Origin of the sequence: Streptomyces sp. NPDC058773 (assembly GCF_042746015.1) — a bacterium.
Taxonomy (GTDB): Bacteria; Actinomycetota; Actinomycetes; order Streptomycetales; family Streptomycetaceae; genus Streptomyces.
Window position 1 is genome coordinate 14064 of sequence record NZ_JBHYPE010000041.1, and the last position, 19459, is coordinate 33522.

The window sequence follows — 19459 nt, forward strand, 5'->3', positions numbered from 1 at the left end:
GGTGCGCGCGGTGGGTCAGGCGGCGGCGCCGACCCGGGCGCGGTGCGGGGCGATGACCTGCCCGTCCGGGAGCAGCTCACCGGTGTCCTCGAAGAGCAGGACGCCGTTGCAGAGCAGGCTCCAGCCTTGCTCCGGATGGTGCGCCACAAGGTGTGCGGCCTCCCGGTCGGTGGAGTCTGCTGACGGGCATGGCGGTTGGTGCTGACACATGGAAGTTGTCTTTCGCTGCGGTGAGGTGAACGTCGTCATGCGGCTCGATGAGGTGTTCATGGCCGCTCCCCCGTTTCTTTCGGTGGGTCCCAGTGTTGCCCCACGGACGCGATTCCGCAGGGATTTCGCGGCAGCGGTACTCACTCGGTAGGGACGCGTCACCCATGCGGGCGGTTGCTCCCAATTGCACTCGTCCTCAAGAGGGTTGGGAGTGGTATCCGCGGACTAGGCCGCGTGGGTGAGCACGGCAGAGCGCCCCGTGGCCGGACAGAGCCGCGGGGCGTGCTCGGGCGGGGCGCGGGGCCGGTCCCGGGGCCGGCGCCGCCGGATCAGGCGGGTTCTGCGAGGAGCGGCGCGGGCGTGAGCCGCAGGGTGAGCCGGGGGAGCAGATCGGCGATGCGCTGCGGACGGTGTGCGGCGATGCCGGGTGGCGCGGGCGCCAGCGGTATCAGCAGGTCACCGGGTGCGGGCAGCCCCTGGGCGCCGTCGGAGGTGAGGTCGTGGTGCAGCCAGAGCGTGAGCATGTACAGCTCGGGGACGGACAGCAGCCGCGGCTGGTAGGGCGTGGCGAGCGACTCCGCCTGCGCCAGTGCCTGCTCGGTCGCGGCGACGTAGGGGCCGCCGCAGAAGCGTCCGAAGGTCCAGCCATCCGCGGTGAGCACCGCGTCGGCGGCCGCCACGGCCCGGTCCCCGCCCCGGACCAGGAAGGTCCAGCCGGCCAGCCGGGTCCGCGGGGTGCTGCCGGTCCGGCTGATGTCGTCCCAGACATGGATGGGCAGCGGGTGGTCGGGGCTGAGCGGGCCCTGATGGGCGCGCAGTGCGGAGACCGGGGCCTCGCGGACCGCGGTGGGGGAGCCGAGAGCGGTGAGAACGCTGCGCAGGGCGGGCGCGGGGGCAGGGGGGAGGTGCAGCGGCATGATGGGTCGCCTCTCACTTCGGAGACACGGCGGCGCGTGGCTCGGAGACACGGTGGAGCGTGGCGGGTGCAAACGGCGTTGTCTGCGGGCGGGGTCAGAGCCTGGGCCGGCCGGGCTGCGGGCCGGCGGGGTCAGCCGCTGGGCGGGGTCCGCGACATCGCGGACTCGGTGAGACCACCGGGACGCTGGGCGCCAAGTCTCTGCCTCGTAAGCGGAGTTTATACGACGTATGTTCCGAAAGTGTTTCTGCTACCGGCCTTGTGGATTTCCGGCAAGGCGAAATCAGGACCGCCGTGCGAGGTGCTTTCCACCGCTTTGTGTGGTGCTTTGAAGCCGCCGCCTCGTATTGCCCGGGCGGCGCGGTAGGCCGGAACGCGCGGGTGAATCCCAAGAGTGAATTGCCGCGCGTGATTGCTTCGTGGATATGCCTATGGGCCGTGCCGGACGCTGGACCACTTCGAGCCTATCGGCACCGGCACGCCCCCGCTGCGTTATTGATCAGATTGCCGGGGCATCATCGACCGTAGCGCGAGCCCCGGCGGTGTCGGGGACGGCCCCAAGCGGCCCGTGGCCGCGGGCTGTTGACTCGAGGAGGGACCCTTCGATGGGGGAGAAGGTCGCCGCGGACGGGATCGACCTGGCGGACCGGGAGCGTTATCGAAGAAAGCTGCACGACTGCCTTGAGGGATTGCACAGACTCCTGGCGGAGAAGCGGTTCGACCGGCCTAGGAATCTCATGGGCCTGGAGATCGAACTCAATCTCGCCGGCGCCGACGGGCTGCCCCGCATGATGAACTCGCAAGTGCTGGAGCGCATCGCCAGCGGGGATTTCCAGACCGAACTCGCCCAGTTCAACCTCGAGGTCAACATCCTTCCGCACCGCTTGAGCGGCCGGGTGCTCGACCAGCTCGCCGAGGAACTCCGTACGGGACTCGGCTATGCGGAAAGGAAGGCCAGGGAGGTCGCTGCCAGGATCGTGATGGTCGGCATTCTGCCGACCCTGCACGCCAACGACCTCACCGTCGCCAGCCTCTCCGCGAACGACCGCTACGTCCTGCTCAACGACCAGATGCGGGCGGCCCGTGGAGAGGATTTCGCCCTGGACATCCGGGGCGTCGAGCACCTGGTCTCCCGCTCGCCCTCGATCGCGCCGGAGGCCGCCTGTACGTCGGTCCAGCTGCATCTCCAGGTGACACCGGGCCGCTTCGCCGCCGTCTGGAACGCGGCACAGGCGATCGCCGCGGTCCAGGTGGCCGTCGGCGCCAACTCGCCGTTCCTCTTCGGCCGTGAGCTGTGGCGCGAGTCCCGGCCGCCGGTCTTCCAGCAGGCCACCGACACCCGCTCGCCCGAGTTGCAGGCCCAGGGCGTCCGTCCCCGCACCTGGTTCGGTGAGCGCTGGATCGACTCGGCCTATGACCTGTTCGAGGAGAACGTGCGGTACTACCCACCGCTGTTGCCGGTATGCGGACCGCAGGAGCCGTTGCGCGTCCTCGACGAGGGCGGGGTGCCGGACCTGGCCGAACTGGTCCTGCACAACGGCACGGTCTACCGCTGGAACCGCCCCGTCTATGCGGTCGCCGACGGCGTCGCGCACCTCAGGGTCGAGAACCGGGTGCTGCCGGCCGGCCCCACCGTCGCCGATGTCATCGCCAACACCGCCTTCTACTACGGCCTGGTGCGGGCGCTGGCCGAGGAGCCGCGCCCCGTGTGGTCGCGGCTGCCGTTCGCCGCCGCGGCCCGGAACTTCGACAGCGCCTGCCGGTACGGCATCGAGGCCACCCTGGACTGGCCACGACCGGGGCGGGCGGGCGGTGTCGCCGCCGTCCCGGCCGTACGCCTGGTGCGCGACGAGCTGCTGCCGCTGGCGGCCCGCGGGCTGGACGCCTGGGGAGTGGAACCGGCCGACCGCGACCACTATCTCGGCATCATCGACGAGCGCTGCCGGCGCCGGGCGAACGGGGCGTCCTGGCAGGCCGCGGCCTTCCACCACGCCCGGCGCCAGGGGCTGGACCGGGATGCCGCGCTCGCCGCGATGACCCGGCGCTACAGCGAGTTGATGCATACGGGGAAGCCGGTGCACACCTGGCCGGTCGCCTGGCCGGCCGGCGGGCGCTCCGCCGTACCGGGACCGCGGCAGGCGGCGACCGAGGGGGCGTAGACGGGCCCCTAGAGCGGTCCCTTGCTGCCCGCCGCCATGATGGCCTGGAGCATCACCTGATGGATCTGCGACGGGTCGCTGACCCGGTGCGTCGAGCCGCCGGTCGGCGCCACGATGCGGTCCAGGGCCGAGGTGTCGGCCTCCGGACCGATCGCGAGAGCGATCAGCGGCACCGGGCGCTTCGGGTCGGAGAGCTTCTCCAGCTTGCTCACCAGGGCGTCCAGGCCGATGCCGTGGGCGTCGTCGTTGGCGCCGTCGCTGACGATGACCAGCGCGTTGAACCTCCCACTGGCATAGGTCGAGCGGGCCTTCTCGTACGCGGCGAGCGTGGTGTCGTACAGGCCGGTGGCGCCCTGGGGCTCGGGGGCCAGTGAGCGGAAGGCGTCGGCGAGGGCATCGCGGTGGGTGGCGCCGTCCTTGTCCCGGCGGCCGAGGCGCTCGGTGGGGGACAGCTCCACATAGTCCGTGGCGCCGCCGAGCGAGGTGGCGAACTTCCACAGCCCGATCTCGTCGTCGGAGGTGAAGGTGGTCAGCGCCTGGAGGAGAGAGTTCTTGGCGAGGTCCATACGGGACCGGCCGCCGTGCCCCGGGACCGGGGTGCTCATCGACGCCGAGGCGTCCACGACCGTGGAGAGCCGGGAGCTCTGCACCGTGATCGTCCACATGCCCATCAGGGCCTGGAGTTCCTTCGCCGTCGGCGGCTCGGAGGGAGCGGCGGAGAACGGCTGGGGCTCTCGCCCGCCGGCCGCGTCGACCACCTTCGGGTCCGCCTCGCCGGTGGCGTCCCGGAAGCCGAGCCGGCGCATCTCGCGCTGTCCGGCGGGCTCGCTCAGCAGGGTCATGAAGCGGTTGGCGGCGCGGGACCGTTCAGGGCTCGTCTCGGCGTTGTCGACCAGGGTGTACGGGTAGTCGAGCCGGGCGGTGCCGTCCTCGGGGTAGAGCAGGTTCAGATCCGGTCCGTCCTTCGCGCGCTTGTTGTGCGCGAACGCGGCCTGCTCGGACAGCAGCAGCGCCTGGTTGCGGCGTGGACTGCGCTGCTCCGCGGCGGAGCCGTCGCGCGGCAGGGTGGCCATGGCCTGCCCGTCGCCGTCCGCGACCCGCTGGTTGAGCAGCCTCGCGGTGGCGGCGGTGCGGGTGTCCGCGGCGACGGCGTCCGGTGCCTCCTTGTGGTTGGCGGCGCTGATGCGGGCCAGTGAGAGCAGTCCGGTGGCGCTGCGGGACGGGTCGGCGACGCCCAGGTGCACCGCGTCGCCGGATGCCGCCGCCCGGGTCAGATCCGTCCAGGTGTGGGTCTTTTCCGGCCAGCCCAGGGACTTGGCGGCCCCGGGGACGGCGCCCAGCGCTATCGGGGACGAGGCCAGGGTGCCGGCGGTGGCCAGTGGAGTCCCGCGTTCCGCCTCGACCCGGTCCACCCACAGGCTCGAATCCGGTATCCAGACCTGGAATTCGGGATCGACCGGCCGCTGACCGAAGGCGTCGGCGACCTCATGGGCGGCGCGCGCGGTGACGTTCACGTCCAGACATCTGCCGTCGGCGCTGGTCGCGTCCTCCCGAGCCGACTCGGCGACCGCCTTGATCGCCGGGGCGATATCGGGCGAGGCAGCCACCTCCAGCCGTGTCTCGTCGCCGCCGCACGGCCCGCCGAACGGGAGCAGACCGTTGTCCAGCGCCACGACCGTGCCGGCGACGATGGTCAGCACCAGACCGGTGGCGAGGACGAGCGCGCGCGGACGAACCCCGCCGCGGGCCCCTGTGCGCGCCGGTGCGGGGCCGTCGGGCAAGCTGTGTCGTCCCATTGCGGTAGCGCCTCTCCTTCTGGGAGCTCGACCGGGATGCGCCGACAGGGGGAAAACGCGCCATCGGGATGGCGCCCGTCCCGGGCATGTCGTGTGCGATCTTCGTACCTGCTGCCGAGACCCTAGCGGGGCGGTGCCGGAGATGAGGCGGTAACTGCGGAAGCGGAGGAAGTGTGCAGTCGGATACAAGTCCCGTGGCCGATGCGGACGTTCCAGGTCAAGGGCCTGGTGACGGGATCCTCGGAGAGCCCTCGCGGAGCATCCTGCGGAGCGAGACATGGATCGTCCTGGCCCTCTCGCTGGGTGCCAGCGGGCTGTCGGCGCTGATCAGCTTCATCGGCTCGGTGACCAAGCCCGGCGGCCTCAAGGACCAGGCGGCGACGCTCAACGGCTCCCATGCACCAGGCCGGCCCTGGCTGGATCTCGCCTGGCAGCTGTTCGGTATCGCGACCGCTCTGGTGCCCGTGGCGCTGGTGGCGCATCTGCTGCTGCGGGAGCGGGCCGGCGGGCTGCGGGCGGTCGGCTTCGACCGCCGGCGGCCCGTCTTCGACCTGAGCCGCGGCCTCGCGCTGGCAGTCGTCATCGGCGGCAGCGGTCTGCTGCTGTATCTGGGCGCGCGGGCGGCCGGATTCAATCTCACGGTGGTCCCCGAGGCGCTGCCCGACGTCTGGTGGAAGATCCCGGTGCTGATCGCCTCCGCGGTGCAGAACGCCGTCCTGGAAGAGGTCATCGTCGTCGGGTATCTGCTGCGCAGGCTGGGGCAATTGGGCTGGTCGCCGCTCGCGGCACTCGCGGCCAGCTCGGTGCTGCGCGGTTCCTACCACCTCTACCAGGGCATCGGCGGCTTCATCGGCAACATGGTGATGGGTGTGCTCTTCGTCCTCCTTTACCGGCGGTGGGGGCGGGTCGGTCCGCTGGTTGCCGCCCATGCGCTGATCGACATCGTGGCGTTCGTCGGCTACGCGCTGCTCGCCGGACGGGTGGGGTGGCTGCCGACGCCGTGAGATGACGGAGGCGCGGGGCACCGCCGGTGCCTGCCGCGCCTCCCGGGGCTGCCGCCGCGCGGGCGGGGTCAGCCGGTGGCCAGTAGTTCCCCGTCGATGACGGTGACCGCCGAACCGGTCAGCAGCGTACGGTCGCCGCGCAGTTCGGTCCGTACGAAGCCGGTGCGGGCGGCGCCCTGGAGGCCGATCAGGGAGGCACGGCCCAGACGCGCCGACCAGAACGGTGCGAGCGCGGTGTGCGCGCTGCCCGTTACCGGGTCCTCGTCGATGCCCACTCCGGGGAAGAAGCACCGCGAGAAGAAGTCGTGGCCGCCGTCGGGGTCTTCGGCGCGCGCGGTGGCGATCACCCCGCGGCCGCCGTGCCCGGCGAGCGCCTTCAGGTCCGGGGTCAGCTCCCGTACGGACCGCTCGTCGGCCAGCTCGACCAGGAGATCGCCGACATCGGGGCCGGTGTCGTGCGCGGAGCGGATCTCGGCGCCCAGCGCGTCCGCGACCACCGGCGGTACCTCGACGGGGGTGAGCGGGGCGGTCGGGAAGTCCATGGTGATCGCCCCGCCGTCGTCCGCCGTAGTGGTCAGCACCCCGCTGCGGGTGCGGAAGCGGACCGTACCCGTGGCCGCCCCTGTCGTGTGCAGGACGTGCGCGGTGGCCAGAGTGGCGTGCCCGCACATGTTCACCTCGGCGGCCGGGGTGAGCCAGCGCAGCGCCCAGTCGGCGTCGCCGCCCGCGGGCAGCGGATGCGCGAAGGCGGTCTCGGAGAGATTGACCTCGGTGGCGACCCGCTGCAGCCAGGCCGTATCGGGAAAGTCGCCGGAGTCGAGGAGGACGACTCCCGCGGGGTTGCCGGCGAACGGACGCTCACTGAAGGCGTCGACGATGCGAATCCTCATGGCCGCGAGCGTAGAGGTGCCGCAAACCTGCAGACCAAGGCCAATTCGAGGGAATTGGACGGCAGGCGTGGCGGTGGTGGCCGGTGCGGGCGGTCCGCCCGGGGGCATGTGCGGCTCCATGAGATCTGAGTCCGGGTCTTGCTCGACGAACAGTCCCGATATATCGTTGAAGCATCGCGACCGATCAACGATAGAGAAAAGGAGGACGCCATCATGCGTTCCCAAGGACATGAACACGGCCATGAGCACCGGCATGAGTACTGCGGGCCCGGGCGCCACGGTGGCCGCGGCGACTTCGCGGGCGGATGGGAGCGGCGGCGCTCGGCCTTCGGCCCGTTCGGCCCGCCGTTCGGAGGTCCGCCCTTCGGTGGCGGCCGGGGGCGCGGCGGACCGCGCGGCCGGGCGCGCCGCGGCGATGTGCGCGCCTCGATCCTGGCGCTGCTCAAGGACCGTCCGATGCACGGCTACGAGATGATCCAGGAGATCGCCGAGCGCAGCGGCGGGGCGTGGAAGCCCAGCCCCGGCTCGGTCTATCCGACGCTGCAGCTCCTCGAGGACGAGGGTCTGATCGCCAGCGCCAGTGAGGGCGGCAAGAAGCTGTTCTCGCTGACCGACGCCGGGCGTGCCGAGGCCGACAGTGGCTCTGACGCCCCCTGGGAGGATGCCGGCCGCGGCGTCGACTGGGAGGCCATGAACGAGATCCGCAAGGCGGGCGGCGGCCTGGTCGAGGCGTTCCGGCAGGTGTGGGCCACCGGCAGTCCCGAGCAGCGGGAGAAGGCCATGGCGGTGGTCAACAAGGCGCGCAAGGAGCTGTATTTGATCCTCGCCGAAGAGGACTGAGTGAGAGCGGACAGGGGGTGGAGCCTTCGGGGGCCGGGGTGCGGCGCGGCCCCCGAATGGTCAGGCGGTCAGAGTGGCGAGCTTGCGCAGTGACTCCTTCAGCGCGGCGCTCGCCGAATCCTTGAGCTTGCCGGCCATCAGCGAGACCGCGGCGCCGGTGAACGTCCCGTCGATCCGTACGGCCGTGGCCCCGCCGTCCGCGGTGAGCTCGTAACGCATCCCCAGGCTGACGCCCATCGGCCCCTTGCCCTCAATGGCGAGCAGCCGGCCGGGCTCCAGCTCCCGCACGGTCCAGACGACCTCCGCGGGGAACCCCATCAGCTTCATCTGCTCCTCGTAGCCCGCGCCGACCTCCAGCGATTCCGGGCCGCCCTTGGGGAAGGCGGTGTGGGTGGCGTTCCACTGCCCGTAGGAGTCGAAGTCGGTGAGCCGTTCCCAGATCTTCGCGGCCGGTGCCTCGATACGGGCCTGCGCGGTGACGTCGGCCATGCGACCACCCCTTCGGTGACGATCCCTGGCTGGGTGCCGCGGAACGTATCCCCGACGGGGTGAAGGTGCAATAGCGAGGGCCCGCCATTGCTGACGTGTCGTCAGTTCCTGGGCTCCGGCGTGGCTGTGACGGGGACAGGTCGTCTCGTCCGCGTATATCCGGACTTCAGGAATCTCGCCCCGTTCTCCTCCGTAAGGATGAGACCGGGGCGGGTGTGCGCAACCAGCGCGGCAGGCGTGAATGCTTCCCGCCGGTGATGTCCCGCCGCACAGGGGCTGGTGGGGTGGGGGCTGTGCAAAACCGTACTGCGTACAGTGCCGGCGACGGCCCTGCCCCGGAGGACCTCGGCACCCGGCTCACCGTCGACCTCGCGTCAGTGGTGTCCGCTGCCCGCCGGCGTGCCACCCGTGACGGCGACCGGCAGGTCGACACCGCGCATCTGCTGCACGGCCTCCTGGAGTGGGACCCCGCGGTGCGCGACGCCTTCGACGGCGGGCCGCAGGTCGCGCGGTTGCTGGGCTATCTCGTCCAGCGCAGCATCGGCTACGGACTCCAGTGGCACGGCACGGTCGAGGACTCCGGCGCGGTTCCGGTGGTCGCGGAGGGCGCCGTCCCCGGATGGTCACCCGCCGCGGCCGCCGCCCTGGACGGCGCGCTGGACCGCGCCCACGCCCGCTACGCCACCCGCGCGGGCTGCCTCGACCTGCTCGCCGCCCTCGTGGACGACCCCGAATCGCGGGCCGTCGAGGTGCTGCGCCGGGCCGCCGTCGACACCGCCCGGCTCGCCGGCCGTCTGGACGCGGACCGCCCGGCCCACGACTGACAGCAGCCTCGGGGGTGTCACTGCTGACGGCGGCTGCCATGATGGCCGGATGCACGCGTCTTCGGGGAGCCCGGCGGGATCATCGACCGGCTCGGGTCAGGGAGTGTCCGGACCCATGGGAGCCCAGCAGCCGTCGCCCGCCCCTGGGGCGCGCGGCCGTCGAACGCCCGGAGGGCGCGGTGCCGGACTCGGTATCGCCCTGCTGTCCGCGCTCGCCTTCGGCGGTTCGGGGGTCGCCGCCAAGCCCCTGATAGCCGCCGGTCTCGAACCACTTCAGGTCACCTGGCTGCGGGTGGCCGGGGCGGCGCTGGTGATGCTGCCGATCGCCTGGCGCCACCGGGATCTGCCGCGCCGGCGGCCCGCGTTGCTCGCGGGCTTCGGGCTGCTCGCCGTCGCCGGCGTCCAGGCGTGCTACTTCGCCGCGCTGTCCCGTATCCCCGTCGGCGTCGCGCTCCTCATCGAATATCTGGCGCCCGCCCTGGTACTGGGCTGGGTCCGCTTCGTGCAGAAACGGCCGGTCACCCGGGCCGCGGCGGTCGGTGTGGTGCTGGCCGTCGGCGGGCTGGCCTGTGTCGTCGAGATCTGGTCCGGGCTGAGCTTCGACGCCGTCGGCCTGGCGCTCGCGCTCGGCGCGGCCTGCTGCCAGGTCGGCTACTTCGTGCTCTCCGATCACGGCACCGACGGCGACGAGGCGGTGGACCCGCTCGGGGTGACCGCCTACGGCCTGCTGATCGGCACCGTCCTGCTCACCGCGATCGCCCGCCCCTGGGGCATGGACTGGGCCGTACTCTGCGGCGGTGCGGACATGAACGGCACCCGGGTGCCCGCCGTCGCGCTGCTCGCCTGGATCGTGCTGATCGCGACGGTGGCGGCCTACCTCACCGGAGTGGTGTCGATCCGCCGGCTCTCGCCGCAGGTGGCCGGAGTGGTCGCCTGTCTGGAGGCGGTCATCGCGACGGTCCTGGCCTGGGTGCTGCTCGGCGAGCATCTCTCCGCACCGCAGATCGTCGGTGGGGTCGTGGTGCTGACCGGCGCCTTCATCGCGCAGTCGGCCAAGCCGAAGTCAACCGAGACGGTGCGGGTGGCCGGTGCCGGGACGGGAGTGGGCGCAACCGGGGGCGGCCGATTCCTGCGCGACATAGGGTGCCGATCATGCACTCGACTGTGCTGCCCCCTCCCGCCGCGTAACGCGGTCGGCGGCTCCGAGGAAACCCCGGCTCGGGCTGGTCCCGAGCGGCTGTTAACAACGCTCGTGATCAATACACCCAGGGCCGTCCGGATTTCCCCGAGCACCTCGTCATGCACTCCACTCCTTCCTCCGCCCTGCCCGTGGGCCGGGGGCTGTTGTACGTCGCGCTCGCCGCGACCGCCTGGGGCACCGCGGGTGCGGCCGCCGCCCTCCTCTGCCGCGGCAGCCGACTGGGCCCCCTCGCCCTCACCTTCTGGCGCACCTTCGGCGGGCTGGTCCTCCTGCTCGCTGTACGTGCGCTGCTGCGCCGGCGATCCCGCATCGCCGCCGGCCCTGTGCCGTACGAGCCGCTGCGTCGGCGACTGACCCGGACGGTGACGACCGGCATCGCCCTCGCCGTCTTCCAAGCGGCTACTTCGCCGCCGTCCAAACCACCGGGCTGGCTATGGGCACCGTCGTCACCATGGGCGCGGGCCCTGTCCTCATCGCCATCGGGGCACGGGCGACGAGGGGCGAACGGCTCGGCGCGGGCGGAGTCCTGGCCGTTGCCGGGGCGCCGGCCGGGCTGGCGGTTCTGGTCCTCGGCGGCGACGGCGGGGCGACCGTCCGCCCGGCCGGTGCCGGCTGGGCGCTGCTGTCCGCGGCCGGCCGCGCGGCGATGACGCTGCTCACCCGGCGCCCGGGAAGGGGCGGCGGCAGCGATCCGTACGCGTCGACGGTCGGCGCCTTCGCGGTGGGTGCGCTGTGTCCGCTGCCGCCGGCCGTGGTGGAGGGGCTGTGGCCCCAGGCGCACGAACTGGGCTGGAGCCTCTGGCTGCTGGGCTATGTCGCGGCGGTGCCGACCCCGCCGGCCTACGGGCTGTACTTCGCCGGCCTGGCCGCCGTCCGCGCCGCGACCGCGTCCGTGATCTCCCTGATCGAGCCGGTGTCGGCGGCGGCCATCGCGGGGTTGTTCCTCGGGGAGCGGCTCACGCTGCCGACGGCCATCGGAAGGGCCGTGCTGCTGACGGCCGTTGCGGCCCTGGCGGTGACGGAGGCGCGCGGAGCGGCCACGGTCGTGCGGACGGCGCCGCCGGTGGCGGGCTGAGGACGCGGGTGCCCGGCCGGCGGTGTCGGCCGGGCACCCGGACGTCCGGACCCCTCGGGACGGTGCGGACGGGACGCCGTCAGGAAGCGGGCTTGCCCGTGGAGGCCGCGGCCAGTCTGCGCTGCTGGTGGGCGCGGGCCGCCGCGTCCCCGGGGCCGTCCCGCTCGGCCAGGTGCTCCGAAACACGGTGCTGGACGGCCTCGCTCCGCTTGCCCCCGTACTTGAACTTCGCCCGGACCTCCCGCACTTCCAGGCGCAGGCCTCGGATGCCGGAGAGCAGCCGTCCGTACGGGGCCGCGCCCGCGGCGACCGGCGCGGAGCCGCCGTCCGGCTGGAAGTGGCCCGTCTGACGGCGCAGCAGCGCCGCCTTCTCCTTGGGATCGTCCACGACATGGGCGGTGCAGATCAGCTGGACGGCGGCGTAGAAGCTGGTGGGGACGCCGTGTTCGGGCGGCTGGTCCTCGGCAGCCTGCCAGGGGCCGGGGATGAAGGTGTAGTCGTCCACCACGCTCAGCAGTACCGTCGGCCGGTCCTCCAGCGCGTTCCAGAGGGGGTTGGGCCGGGCCAGATGAGTCACGGCCTCGTGGCGGGCCGGGTCGTAGGCGAAGTGCAGCGGCTGCACCATGGGCGGTTCACCGGGCCCTCCATTGGCCGCCAGCTGGCCGAAGTCGTGTGCCGCGAGCCACTGTTGCCACTCGGTGTCGTCGGTGGGGGCGTCCCAGGGGTGGATCAGCACGGGCTGCTCCTCAGCGGGCGGAGAGATACGCCGGCTGGGGCGTACCGGGCGCCAGGTCGTCGGACGGTATGGGGGCGCCGTACGTGGGGGCCACGGGCAGTACCCCGCTCCAATACGGCAGTGCGAGATCCTCCGGCTCGTCGTTGGGACCGCCGGTGCGGATCTTGGCGGAGACCTCCCGCAGATCGAGACGGATCAGGGAGGTGGCGGCCAGCTCCTTGGCGTTGCCCGGCCGGGAGTCCGCGGCGCGCCCGGGGAGCACATGGTCGACGAGCGCGTCGAGCGCGGCTGTCTTCTCCTCCTCGTCGGTCACCTGGTGCGCGGTGCCGTGCACCACGACGCAGCGGTAGTTGATGGAGTGGTGGAAAGCGGACCTGGCCAGGACCAGGCCGTCGACATGGGTGACCGTCACACACACCTCCAGACCGGGGTCCGGCGCCGCACCGGCCATCCGCAGGGGGCGGGAGCCCGTCGAGCCGTGGAGGTAGAGGCGGTCGCCGACGCGGCCGTAGAGCGTCGGCAGGACGACCGGCGCACCGTCGCGGACGAAGCCCAGATGGCAGACGTAGCCCGCGTCGAGGATGGCGTGCACCGTGTCGTGGTCGTAGGCGGCGCGGTTGCGGGCGCGGGTGGGGGTCGTGCGCTCGGTCGGTTCGTACGACGCGGCTCGGGGCATTGCGAAACTCCATTGCACTAGTGCATAATCAAGTTTGTGCTAGGAGAGTATCGGATTGAAGGGCGGCGCGCATCGGAGATTGCCGCCAGCGTTGAACGTGCCGTCGGTGCGGGCTCGCTCCCTCCGGGGGAACTGCTGCCGCCGCTGCGGGAGTTGGCCGTCTACCTCGAGGTCAATCCCAATACGGTCGCGGCCGCCTACCGCACCCTGCGCGACCGCGGGGTGATCGAAACCGCGGGCCGGCGCGGCAGCCGGGTGCGCCCCCGGCCCGCGAGCACCTCACGCGAGGCGCTGCGGGTGGAGGTGCCGCCGGGTGTCCGGGACGCCTCCGACGGAAATCCCGATCCGTCGCTGCTGCCTCCGCTGGAGCGGGCGCTGGCCGAGGCCGCCGCGCGCAGCGCCCGTCGCCCCGTGCTCTACGGCACACCGGCCGTGGACGACGACCTCGCCGCCCTCGCCCGCGCGGCGTTCGCCGCCGACGGTGTGACGGAGGCTCCCGTAGCAGTGACCAGCGGCTCACTGGATGCCATGGAGCGGGTGCTGGCCGCCCATCTGCGGCCCGGCGACGCCGTGGCGGTGGAAGACCCGGGGTGGGGCAGTCTGCTGGACCTCATTCCGGCGCTGGGGCTGCGCCCCGTCGCGGTCGGCGTGGATGACGAGGGCCCGCTGCCGGAAGAGTTGGCGCGCGCGATCCGGGACGGCGTCCGCGCCGTGGTCGTCACCGACCGGGCGCAGAACCCCACCGGCGCCGCCATCGGCCGCGCCCGCGCCGCTGAACTCCGCACTCTCCTTGCTGAACACCCAGGCCTCCTCCTCATCGAGGACGATCACGGCCATGGCATCGTCGATCTCCCGCTTCATCCGCTCTCCGGGGTCACCGACCACTGGGTCCTGGTCCGTTCGACGGCCAAGGCGTACGGCCCTGACCTGCGGCTCGCCGTGCTCACCGGCGATGCGCTGACCATCGACCGGGTGGCCGGCCGCCAGCGCCTCGGTCCGGGCTGGATCAGCCATCTGTTGCAGGACGCGGTTGTCCATCTGTGGCGGACCTCCGCGATCGACCCGAAGGCGGTGGCCGGAGCGTACGGCCGGCGACGGGAGGCGCTGATACGGGCGCTGGCGGAGCGTGGAGTCCGGGCGTGCGGTCGCAGCGGAATGAACGTCTGGCTGCCGGTCCCGGACGAAACCGGCGCGGTGGCCCGGCTCCTGCACTCCGGCTGGGCGGTGGCCCCCGGCGCCCGCTTCCGCCTGCACTCACCACCCGGCATCCGCATCACGGTCTCCGGTCTCTCCGACGACGACATCGCCCCGGTGGCGGACGCCGTCGCCGCGGCGACGGGGGTGGGGGAGGCGCGACGGTACGAGTGAGGGGGAGTGCCGGGGCGCTGGTTGTGCCGGGCACGTGAACGGCGGCTGTGCACGGGGGAGTTGATGGGCTGGAGCCCCCGAGGCAGGTCTCGGGGGCTCGGCGGGTGCTGAGTTCTTGCCTCCTGGGCTGGTGGCCAGTCCGCGGGCGGGTGTCGTCAGTCAGCGGTCGATCCGGCCCGCGGGGCCGTCGGGCGGTTCGGGCGGGGCCTGCTCTGGGTGAGGGCGGCACCGGCCAGGACGATGAGCGCGCCGACGGGGGTGTTCCAGCTCAGCCGCTCGTGCAGCAGGGCCACGCCGGCCGCGGTGGCGATCACGGGGATGAAGTAGGTGACCATTTGCGCGGTGGTGGGGCCGATCTCGGCGACCAGTCCGTACTGGATGAGGAAGGCGAGGCCGGTCCCCAGGGCGCCCAGGGCGAACACGGCGAGCAGCGGAACGATGGGGTAGCTGGTCGGCGCGGTGGTGAACAGCGGTGTCACCACGGCCAGTTGGGCGGTGGCCAGCAGGAGCTGGGCGCTGGACATGGCCAGGTGGGACTCCGGAACGCCCGCCAGCGTGCGGCGGACGTAGATCCAGCCGATGGCGTAGCAAAGCGAGGCGCCCAGCGCCAGTACGGTGCCCGTCAGGTCGGTACCGGCGAAGCCCTGCCAGGCGCCGAGCACGGTGAGCACGCCCAGAAACCCGAGGCCGAGGCCCGCGACTCGACGCCGGGTGGGGCGGTCCTCGGAGAGTGCGACGACCGACAGTGCCATGCCCCACAGCGGTGAGGTGGCGTTGCAGATGCCGGCCAGTGTGGAGGGGATGGTCAGCTCGGAGTACGCGAAGAGGGAGAACGGCAGCGCGTTGAGGAAGAACGCGGCCACCGTCAGATGCGCCCAGGTGCGGGCGGACCGGGGGAGCCGCTCGCGCTTGACCGCGAGGGCGACCAGCAGCACCAGCGCGCCGAAGACGACCCGGCCCAGCGTCACCTGCAGTGGAGCGAAGCCCTGGGTGCCCACCTTGATGAAGAGAAAGCTGAAGCCCCAGACGAGGGAGAGAGCGGCGAAGCGGAGCTGCCAGGCGCGCGCCCGGCCGCCGGGCTTCGGGGTCGCGGGCGCGGCGGTGGTGGCGGCGGTGCGAAGCGAGGTGGCCGTGGCGGTCGCGGCGTTCCCGTCGTCCGCGGGGGCGGCGATCGTGTCCTGAGGATTCGTGGCGGCGGCGGAGGCGGTGGGTGCGCCCGTGGCGGTGCTCATGCGGTCCACGATGCGCGGTACAACTTCGTAGCACAAGCGAGAATTCGTGGCGGGTATCGCTTAGCATTGCTTATATGTTGAACCTTGATCGCCTACGGACGCTGAGCGCGGTCGCCCGCCATGGCTCGGTGAGCGCGGCCGCCGACGGGCTGCATGTGACGACCTCGGCGGTCTCGCAACAGATCGCCAAGCTTGAGCGGGAGACCGGACAGCAGCTGCTGGCGAAGAACGGGCGCGGAGTGCGGCTGACCGACGCCGGACGGCTGCTCGCCGATCATGCGACGCGCATCCTGTCGCAGGTCGAGCTGGCCCAGGCCGAGCTGGAAGCACACCGCGGCCAGGCGGTGGGCGAGCTGCGGCTGGGCGCCTTTCCCACCGCGGCACGGGGGTTGTTCCCGGCCGCGCTCGTCTCCCTGCGCGCCGAGCACCCGCAGCTGCGGGCGCGGCTGACGGAGATGGAGCCGGACGAGTCGGTCCGCGGAGTGGTGCGCGGCGACATCGATCTGGCGGTCGTCCTGGACTGGTACAACCGTCCGCTGTCCCTGCCCGACGGGCTGGCGAAGGCCCCGTTGCTGGACGATCCGGCCGATGTGGCGATGCCGTCCACCCATCCGCTGGCCCGGCGGAGTTCCGTGGAGCTGGAGGAGTTCGCCGACGACGAGTGGATCTCCTGGCCCCAGGGGGAGTTCTGCAATGAATGGCTGATGTTCACGCTGCGCAGCAAGGGCATCGAGCCGCGAGTGGCGCACATGGCGGAGGAGCACGGCACCCAGCTCGCCTTGATCGCGGCCGGGCTGGGCGTCGCGGTCGCTCCGCGGCTCGGCCGTGGGCCGGTGCCGGACGGGGTGAGTGTGGTGCCCGTACGCCATACGATGCGCCGCCATGTCTATGCCATCTGGCGCGCGGATGCCGACCGCAGGCCCTCGATTCGGGCCGCCGTCGAAGCGCTTCGTACGGCCGGGAAGCACATCCAGCACCCCTGAGGCGGTCACCGCCGACGGCCCCCGGCCCCTTCTCAGGCCGGTGGGACGATGCCCCGGATGACGCCCAGATCCAGCAAGTCCTGCGGCCGGATGCGGAGTTGGTCCGCGGTCGCGTGGACCTCCGTCTCGTCGCGTTTGAGGATGGCCGCCGCCGGCTCCGGGGCGATCACGGAGAAGTAGCTGTCCGGTGTGGCCCAGAGCCGGTCCGGTGCGGCGAGGGCCAGCGCGCCGCCCGAGCCGCCTTCCCCGATGAGCAGAGAGGTGACGGGCGCCCGGGCGGTGGCGAGTGCCGCGAAGGTGTCGGCGATGGCGGCCCCGGCACCGGCCCGCTCGGCCGCCGCGTCATTGGCGGCGCCCGGAGTGTCCACGAGGGTGAGCACCGGTATGCCGAGCCGGTCGGCGAGCCGGACGAGCCGCGCTGCAGTACGGAAGCCGGCCGGCCGAGTGGCCGTCCCGCACTGGGCCGCGAAGGCGATGGTGCGCCCCTCGCGACGGCCGAATCCGCACCGTATCCCGGGGTCGACGCCGCCGCAGCGGTCGCCGCTGATCTCCTCCAGGCCGTCGAAGTAGGCGTGCAGATATGCTTCCGCGCGCGGCCGCCCGGCCGCGCGGGCACGGACCACCGCACCCCAGCCGGTCTCCGGCAGCCCAGGTGGGCCGAGCGCAGCCGGCGGAGGCGCCGGCTCCACTTCCGTGTCGCGGAACTCCTGCGCTGGGCACAGCAGTTGCAGCCACCGCTGGAGCGTGGCGCGCAGCCGGTCGGGCGGGACGACGGCATCGATATGGCCGGCGGCCAGCTGCCCTTCGGCGGTGTAGGCGGCAGGGTCGGCGTCCGGGGGGCGCACCCGCGAGCCGGCGAAGCCGACCTGGGCGCCGGGGAGCGCGAGGATCACATCGGCGCCTGCTCCCAGGGTGGCCCAGCCGCCGCCGGTTGTCGGATCGCGCAGCACCGCGAGCTGCGGGAGCCCCGCGGCGCGGTTCAGCGCCGACTGCCATGCCACCCGTTGGAGTTGGGTCAGTGCCCGCATTCCTTCCTGCATGCGGCTGCCGCCCGTGGCGATCAGCGAGACCACCGGAAGGCCGTGCTCGCGCGCATGGGCGTAAGCGGCCTCCAGACGGTCGCCCGTGCGTTCCCCGAGGGAGCCGCCCAGGTACCGGAACTCGAAGGAGAGCACGACCGCTTCCCGGCCACCTATCGTGGCCAGGGCGGTGACCACCGACTCGTCCTCGCCGGTCCGCTCCCGGGCGCGGGCCCGCGCGTCGTCGTAGCCGGGCCAGCCGAGGGGGCCGTCCGGTGCGGACGAAGCGGCAGAGGAGAGCCCGCGCCCCTCGGGCACACTCAACTCGCTGTAGCTGTCCGCCACCGCCGCAATGGCTTGACGGGCTGTCAGCCGGGCGCACGGCAGCGTCGAGGCGGTCGTGTTGCCGGGCGTGGCAGGTTTCTCGGCCGTCGTCCGCTCGCCGGTCGCGGTCCCGTCGCCAGGGGCGCTGCCTGCGCGGCGGCCATCGCCCTTGCCCGGCTCCGGGCCGGTGCTCCCGTCCCCGGCGTCCCTGTCCCCAGCGCCACCGCGTCCCCCGCTACGCACGGAGCTCCCGCTTCAGGATCTTGCCCATGTCGTTGCGCGGCAGGGCGTCCAGGAAATGCACGGTGCGGGGGCGTTTGTGCGGCGCGAGCTGGCGGGCGACATGATCGGCGAGTTCCTGGGCGGAGGGTGCCGGGCCGGCGTCGGGGCCGGTCGCCGCCACGACCCAGGCGACGATCCGCTCACCGAGATCCTCGTCCGGCGCGCCGGTGACCGCGGCCTCGGCGACTCCGGGGTGGGCCAGCAGCGCGTTCTCGATCTCGCCCGCGCCGATCTTGTAGCCGCCGCTCTTGATCAGATCGGTGGCCTTGCGGCCCACGATGCGGTAGTTGCCGGCGGCGTCGCGGACCGCCATGTCGCCGGTGCGGAACCATCCGCCGTCGAAGGCCGCGGCGGTGGCATCGGGACGGTTGAGGTACTCGACGAAGAGGTTCGGGCCGCGGACCTGGATCTCGCCGACCGTCTCGGCGTCGTTCCCCTCAATGGCCTGACCTGCCTCGTCGACGAGCCGGACGAACACCCCCGGGAGCGGTACGCCGACCGTGCCCGCGGCATCGGGGCCGTCCGCCCGCACGCTGGTGTTCATGAGCGTCTCTGTCATGCCGTAGCGCTCGATCACCCGCCGGCCGGTGGCCGCCGTGATCCGCTCATGATCGGTCAGCGGCAGCGCGGCCGACCCGGAGACCAGCAGCCGGGCCCGGGAGAGGGCCTTGGCGAGCGCGGGATTCCCGCCCACCTCGGCGGCCAGACGGTGGTACATCGTCGGGACGCCGAACAGCATCGTGCCGTCCGCCGCGAGCTCCCGGGACACCGCTTCGGTGCTGAAGCGCCCCAGGTGGTGCACGCTGCCGCCGCGGCGCAGCGGTCCGAGGATGCCGAGGATCAGGCCGTGGACGTGAAAGAGCGGCAGGGCATGCACGAGCACATCGTCGGCGGTCCACTGCCAGGCGTCCGCCAAGGCGTCGAGGGTGTGCGCGAGGGCGCGCCGGGGGAGGACGACGCCCTTGGGCGGACCGGTCGTGCCGGAGGTGTAGACGATCAGGGCCGGGGCCTCGTCGCCCGGTTCGGCCGGCACCGGGGTCGGCGCGGTCTCCTCGGGCGGCGCCGTGGCCTCGATGCCGATACGGGACAGCGCGGCCAGCGGACCCGGCAGATCGGTGCCCGGTTCGGCCAGGACGAGCGAGGGCACGCTGTCCGCCACGATGTGCGCCAGCTCGCTCTCGCCGATCTTCGGGTTGACCGGGACCACCGCCACACCGGCGAGCAGCGCGGCCACCGCTCCGACCGCGGTCTCCAGCGTCGGCGTGGCCCAGAGGGCGATCCGGGGCTCACCGGCGATCCGGTCGGCGAGCGCGCCCGCCACCGATGCCAACTGGCGATGGCTGAGACTGCGATCGCCGAAGCGCAGCGCGGGTGCGGGCGAGGCGTCGCGCAGCGCAGGGAAGAGCACGTTCACCGGATCTCCTTCGTCCTCGTC

16 protein-coding genes and 2 pseudogenes are annotated in these 19459 nt (G+C 72.6%); 8 read left to right on the top strand and 10 right to left on the bottom strand.

The window, feature by feature from the left end; translation table 11 throughout:
* Positions 1-15 precede the first annotated feature (15 nt).
* Both ACFW5B_RS27815 and ACFW5B_RS27820 read right to left on the bottom strand, forming a co-directional pair.
* Positions 16-210: a DUF5999 family protein gene (locus tag ACFW5B_RS27815; protein ID WP_362606258.1), complete on the bottom strand. Its 195-nt coding sequence runs from the start codon at positions 208-210 to the stop codon at positions 16-18.
* 329 nt (positions 211-539) lie between these two features.
* A complete protein-coding gene (locus ACFW5B_RS27820) occupies positions 540-1127 on the bottom strand; it encodes a hypothetical protein (protein ID WP_386445158.1) in 588 nt (195 codons plus the stop codon).
* Between the two features lie 604 nt (positions 1128-1731).
* Between ACFW5B_RS27820 and ACFW5B_RS27825 the strand changes: the two genes are divergently transcribed.
* On the top strand, positions 1732-3285 hold the full coding sequence (locus ACFW5B_RS27825; protein ID WP_386445161.1) for a glutamate-cysteine ligase family protein: 1554 nt from the start codon (positions 1732-1734) through the stop codon (positions 3283-3285).
* 8 nt (positions 3286-3293) lie between these two features.
* Here ACFW5B_RS27825 and ACFW5B_RS27830 read toward each other — a convergent pair whose 3' ends face one another.
* Positions 3294-5081: a substrate-binding and VWA domain-containing protein gene (locus ACFW5B_RS27830; RefSeq protein WP_386445163.1), complete on the bottom strand. Its 1788-nt coding sequence runs from the start codon at positions 5079-5081 to the stop codon at positions 3294-3296.
* A 194-nt stretch (positions 5082-5275) separates the two neighbouring features.
* On the opposite strand from ACFW5B_RS27830, the gene ACFW5B_RS27835 reads away from it, so the two are divergent.
* Positions 5276-6085 (top strand): CPBP family intramembrane glutamic endopeptidase, encoded by an 810-nt coding sequence (locus tag ACFW5B_RS27835; RefSeq protein ID WP_386445166.1) that lies wholly within the window; start codon positions 5276-5278, stop codon positions 6083-6085.
* 68 nt (positions 6086-6153) lie between these two features.
* Here the strand turns inward: ACFW5B_RS27835 and ACFW5B_RS27840 are convergent, their stop codons facing one another.
* Positions 6154-6975 carry a PhzF family phenazine biosynthesis protein gene (locus ACFW5B_RS27840; RefSeq protein WP_386445169.1) on the bottom strand — a complete coding sequence of 274 codons (822 nt, stop codon included), beginning with the start codon at positions 6973-6975 and terminating at the stop codon, positions 6154-6156.
* Between the two features lie 213 nt (positions 6976-7188).
* On the opposite strand from ACFW5B_RS27840, the gene ACFW5B_RS27845 reads away from it, so the two are divergent.
* Positions 7189-7815: a PadR family transcriptional regulator gene (locus tag ACFW5B_RS27845; protein ID WP_386445172.1), complete on the top strand. Its 627-nt coding sequence runs from the start codon at positions 7189-7191 to the stop codon at positions 7813-7815.
* A gap of 60 nt (positions 7816-7875) precedes the next feature.
* Here the strand turns inward: ACFW5B_RS27845 and ACFW5B_RS27850 are convergent, their stop codons facing one another.
* Positions 7876-8304: an SRPBCC family protein gene (locus tag ACFW5B_RS27850; protein WP_386445175.1), complete on the bottom strand. Its 429-nt coding sequence runs from the start codon at positions 8302-8304 to the stop codon at positions 7876-7878.
* 293 nt (positions 8305-8597) lie between these two features.
* On the opposite strand from ACFW5B_RS27850, the gene ACFW5B_RS27855 reads away from it, so the two are divergent.
* The 3 genes and pseudogenes from ACFW5B_RS27855 to ACFW5B_RS27865 all read left to right on the top strand — a co-directional run bounded on the left by ACFW5B_RS27855 (position 8598) and on the right by ACFW5B_RS27865 (position 11404).
* Positions 8598-9128 carry a Clp protease N-terminal domain-containing protein gene (locus ACFW5B_RS27855; RefSeq protein WP_386445178.1) on the top strand — a complete coding sequence of 177 codons (531 nt, stop codon included), beginning with the start codon at positions 8598-8600 and terminating at the stop codon, positions 9126-9128.
* 115 nt (positions 9129-9243) lie between these two features.
* Positions 9244-10227 (top strand): annotated as a pseudogene (locus tag ACFW5B_RS27860) (DMT family transporter); the annotation flags it as partial.
* A 200-nt stretch (positions 10228-10427) separates the two neighbouring features.
* Positions 10428-11404 (top strand): annotated as a pseudogene (locus ACFW5B_RS27865) (DMT family transporter).
* Positions 11405-11483: 79 nt separating this feature from the next.
* On the opposite strand, the gene ACFW5B_RS27870 reads toward ACFW5B_RS27865, so the two are convergent.
* Both ACFW5B_RS27870 and ACFW5B_RS27875 read right to left on the bottom strand, forming a co-directional pair.
* Positions 11484-12140: an FMN-binding negative transcriptional regulator gene (locus ACFW5B_RS27870; protein ID WP_386445181.1), complete on the bottom strand. Its 657-nt coding sequence runs from the start codon at positions 12138-12140 to the stop codon at positions 11484-11486.
* Positions 12141-12150: 10 nt separating this feature from the next.
* Positions 12151-12816, bottom strand: a complete 666-nt coding sequence (locus ACFW5B_RS27875; RefSeq protein ID WP_386445184.1) for a pyridoxamine 5'-phosphate oxidase family protein — start codon at positions 12814-12816, stop codon at positions 12151-12153.
* Positions 12817-12852: 36 nt separating this feature from the next.
* Here ACFW5B_RS27875 and ACFW5B_RS27880 point away from each other — a divergent pair, with 36 nt between their 5' ends.
* A complete protein-coding gene (locus ACFW5B_RS27880) occupies positions 12853-14184 on the top strand; it encodes an aminotransferase class I/II-fold pyridoxal phosphate-dependent enzyme (RefSeq protein WP_386445187.1) in 1332 nt (443 codons plus the stop codon).
* Between the two features lie 155 nt (positions 14185-14339).
* Here ACFW5B_RS27880 and ACFW5B_RS27885 read toward each other — a convergent pair whose 3' ends face one another.
* Positions 14340-15416 carry a DMT family transporter gene (locus ACFW5B_RS27885; RefSeq protein WP_386445190.1) on the bottom strand — a complete coding sequence of 359 codons (1077 nt, stop codon included), beginning with the start codon at positions 15414-15416 and terminating at the stop codon, positions 14340-14342.
* A 74-nt stretch (positions 15417-15490) separates the two neighbouring features.
* On the opposite strand from ACFW5B_RS27885, the gene ACFW5B_RS27890 reads away from it, so the two are divergent.
* A complete protein-coding gene (locus ACFW5B_RS27890; RefSeq protein WP_386445193.1) occupies positions 15491-16399 on the top strand; it encodes a LysR family transcriptional regulator in 909 nt (302 codons plus the stop codon).
* A 32-nt stretch (positions 16400-16431) separates the two neighbouring features.
* On the opposite strand, the gene ACFW5B_RS27895 is transcribed toward ACFW5B_RS27890, so the two are convergent.
* Both ACFW5B_RS27895 and ACFW5B_RS27900 read right to left on the bottom strand, forming a co-directional pair.
* Positions 16432-17772: a carboxyl transferase domain-containing protein gene (locus ACFW5B_RS27895; RefSeq protein ID WP_386445258.1), complete on the bottom strand. Its 1341-nt coding sequence runs from the start codon at positions 17770-17772 to the stop codon at positions 16432-16434.
* A gap of 205 nt (positions 17773-17977) precedes the next feature.
* Entirely contained in the window at positions 17978-19438 is a 1461-nt protein-coding gene (locus tag ACFW5B_RS27900; RefSeq protein ID WP_386445196.1) for an acyl-CoA synthetase, read from the bottom strand.
* Between the last annotated feature and the right edge of the window lie 21 nt (positions 19439-19459).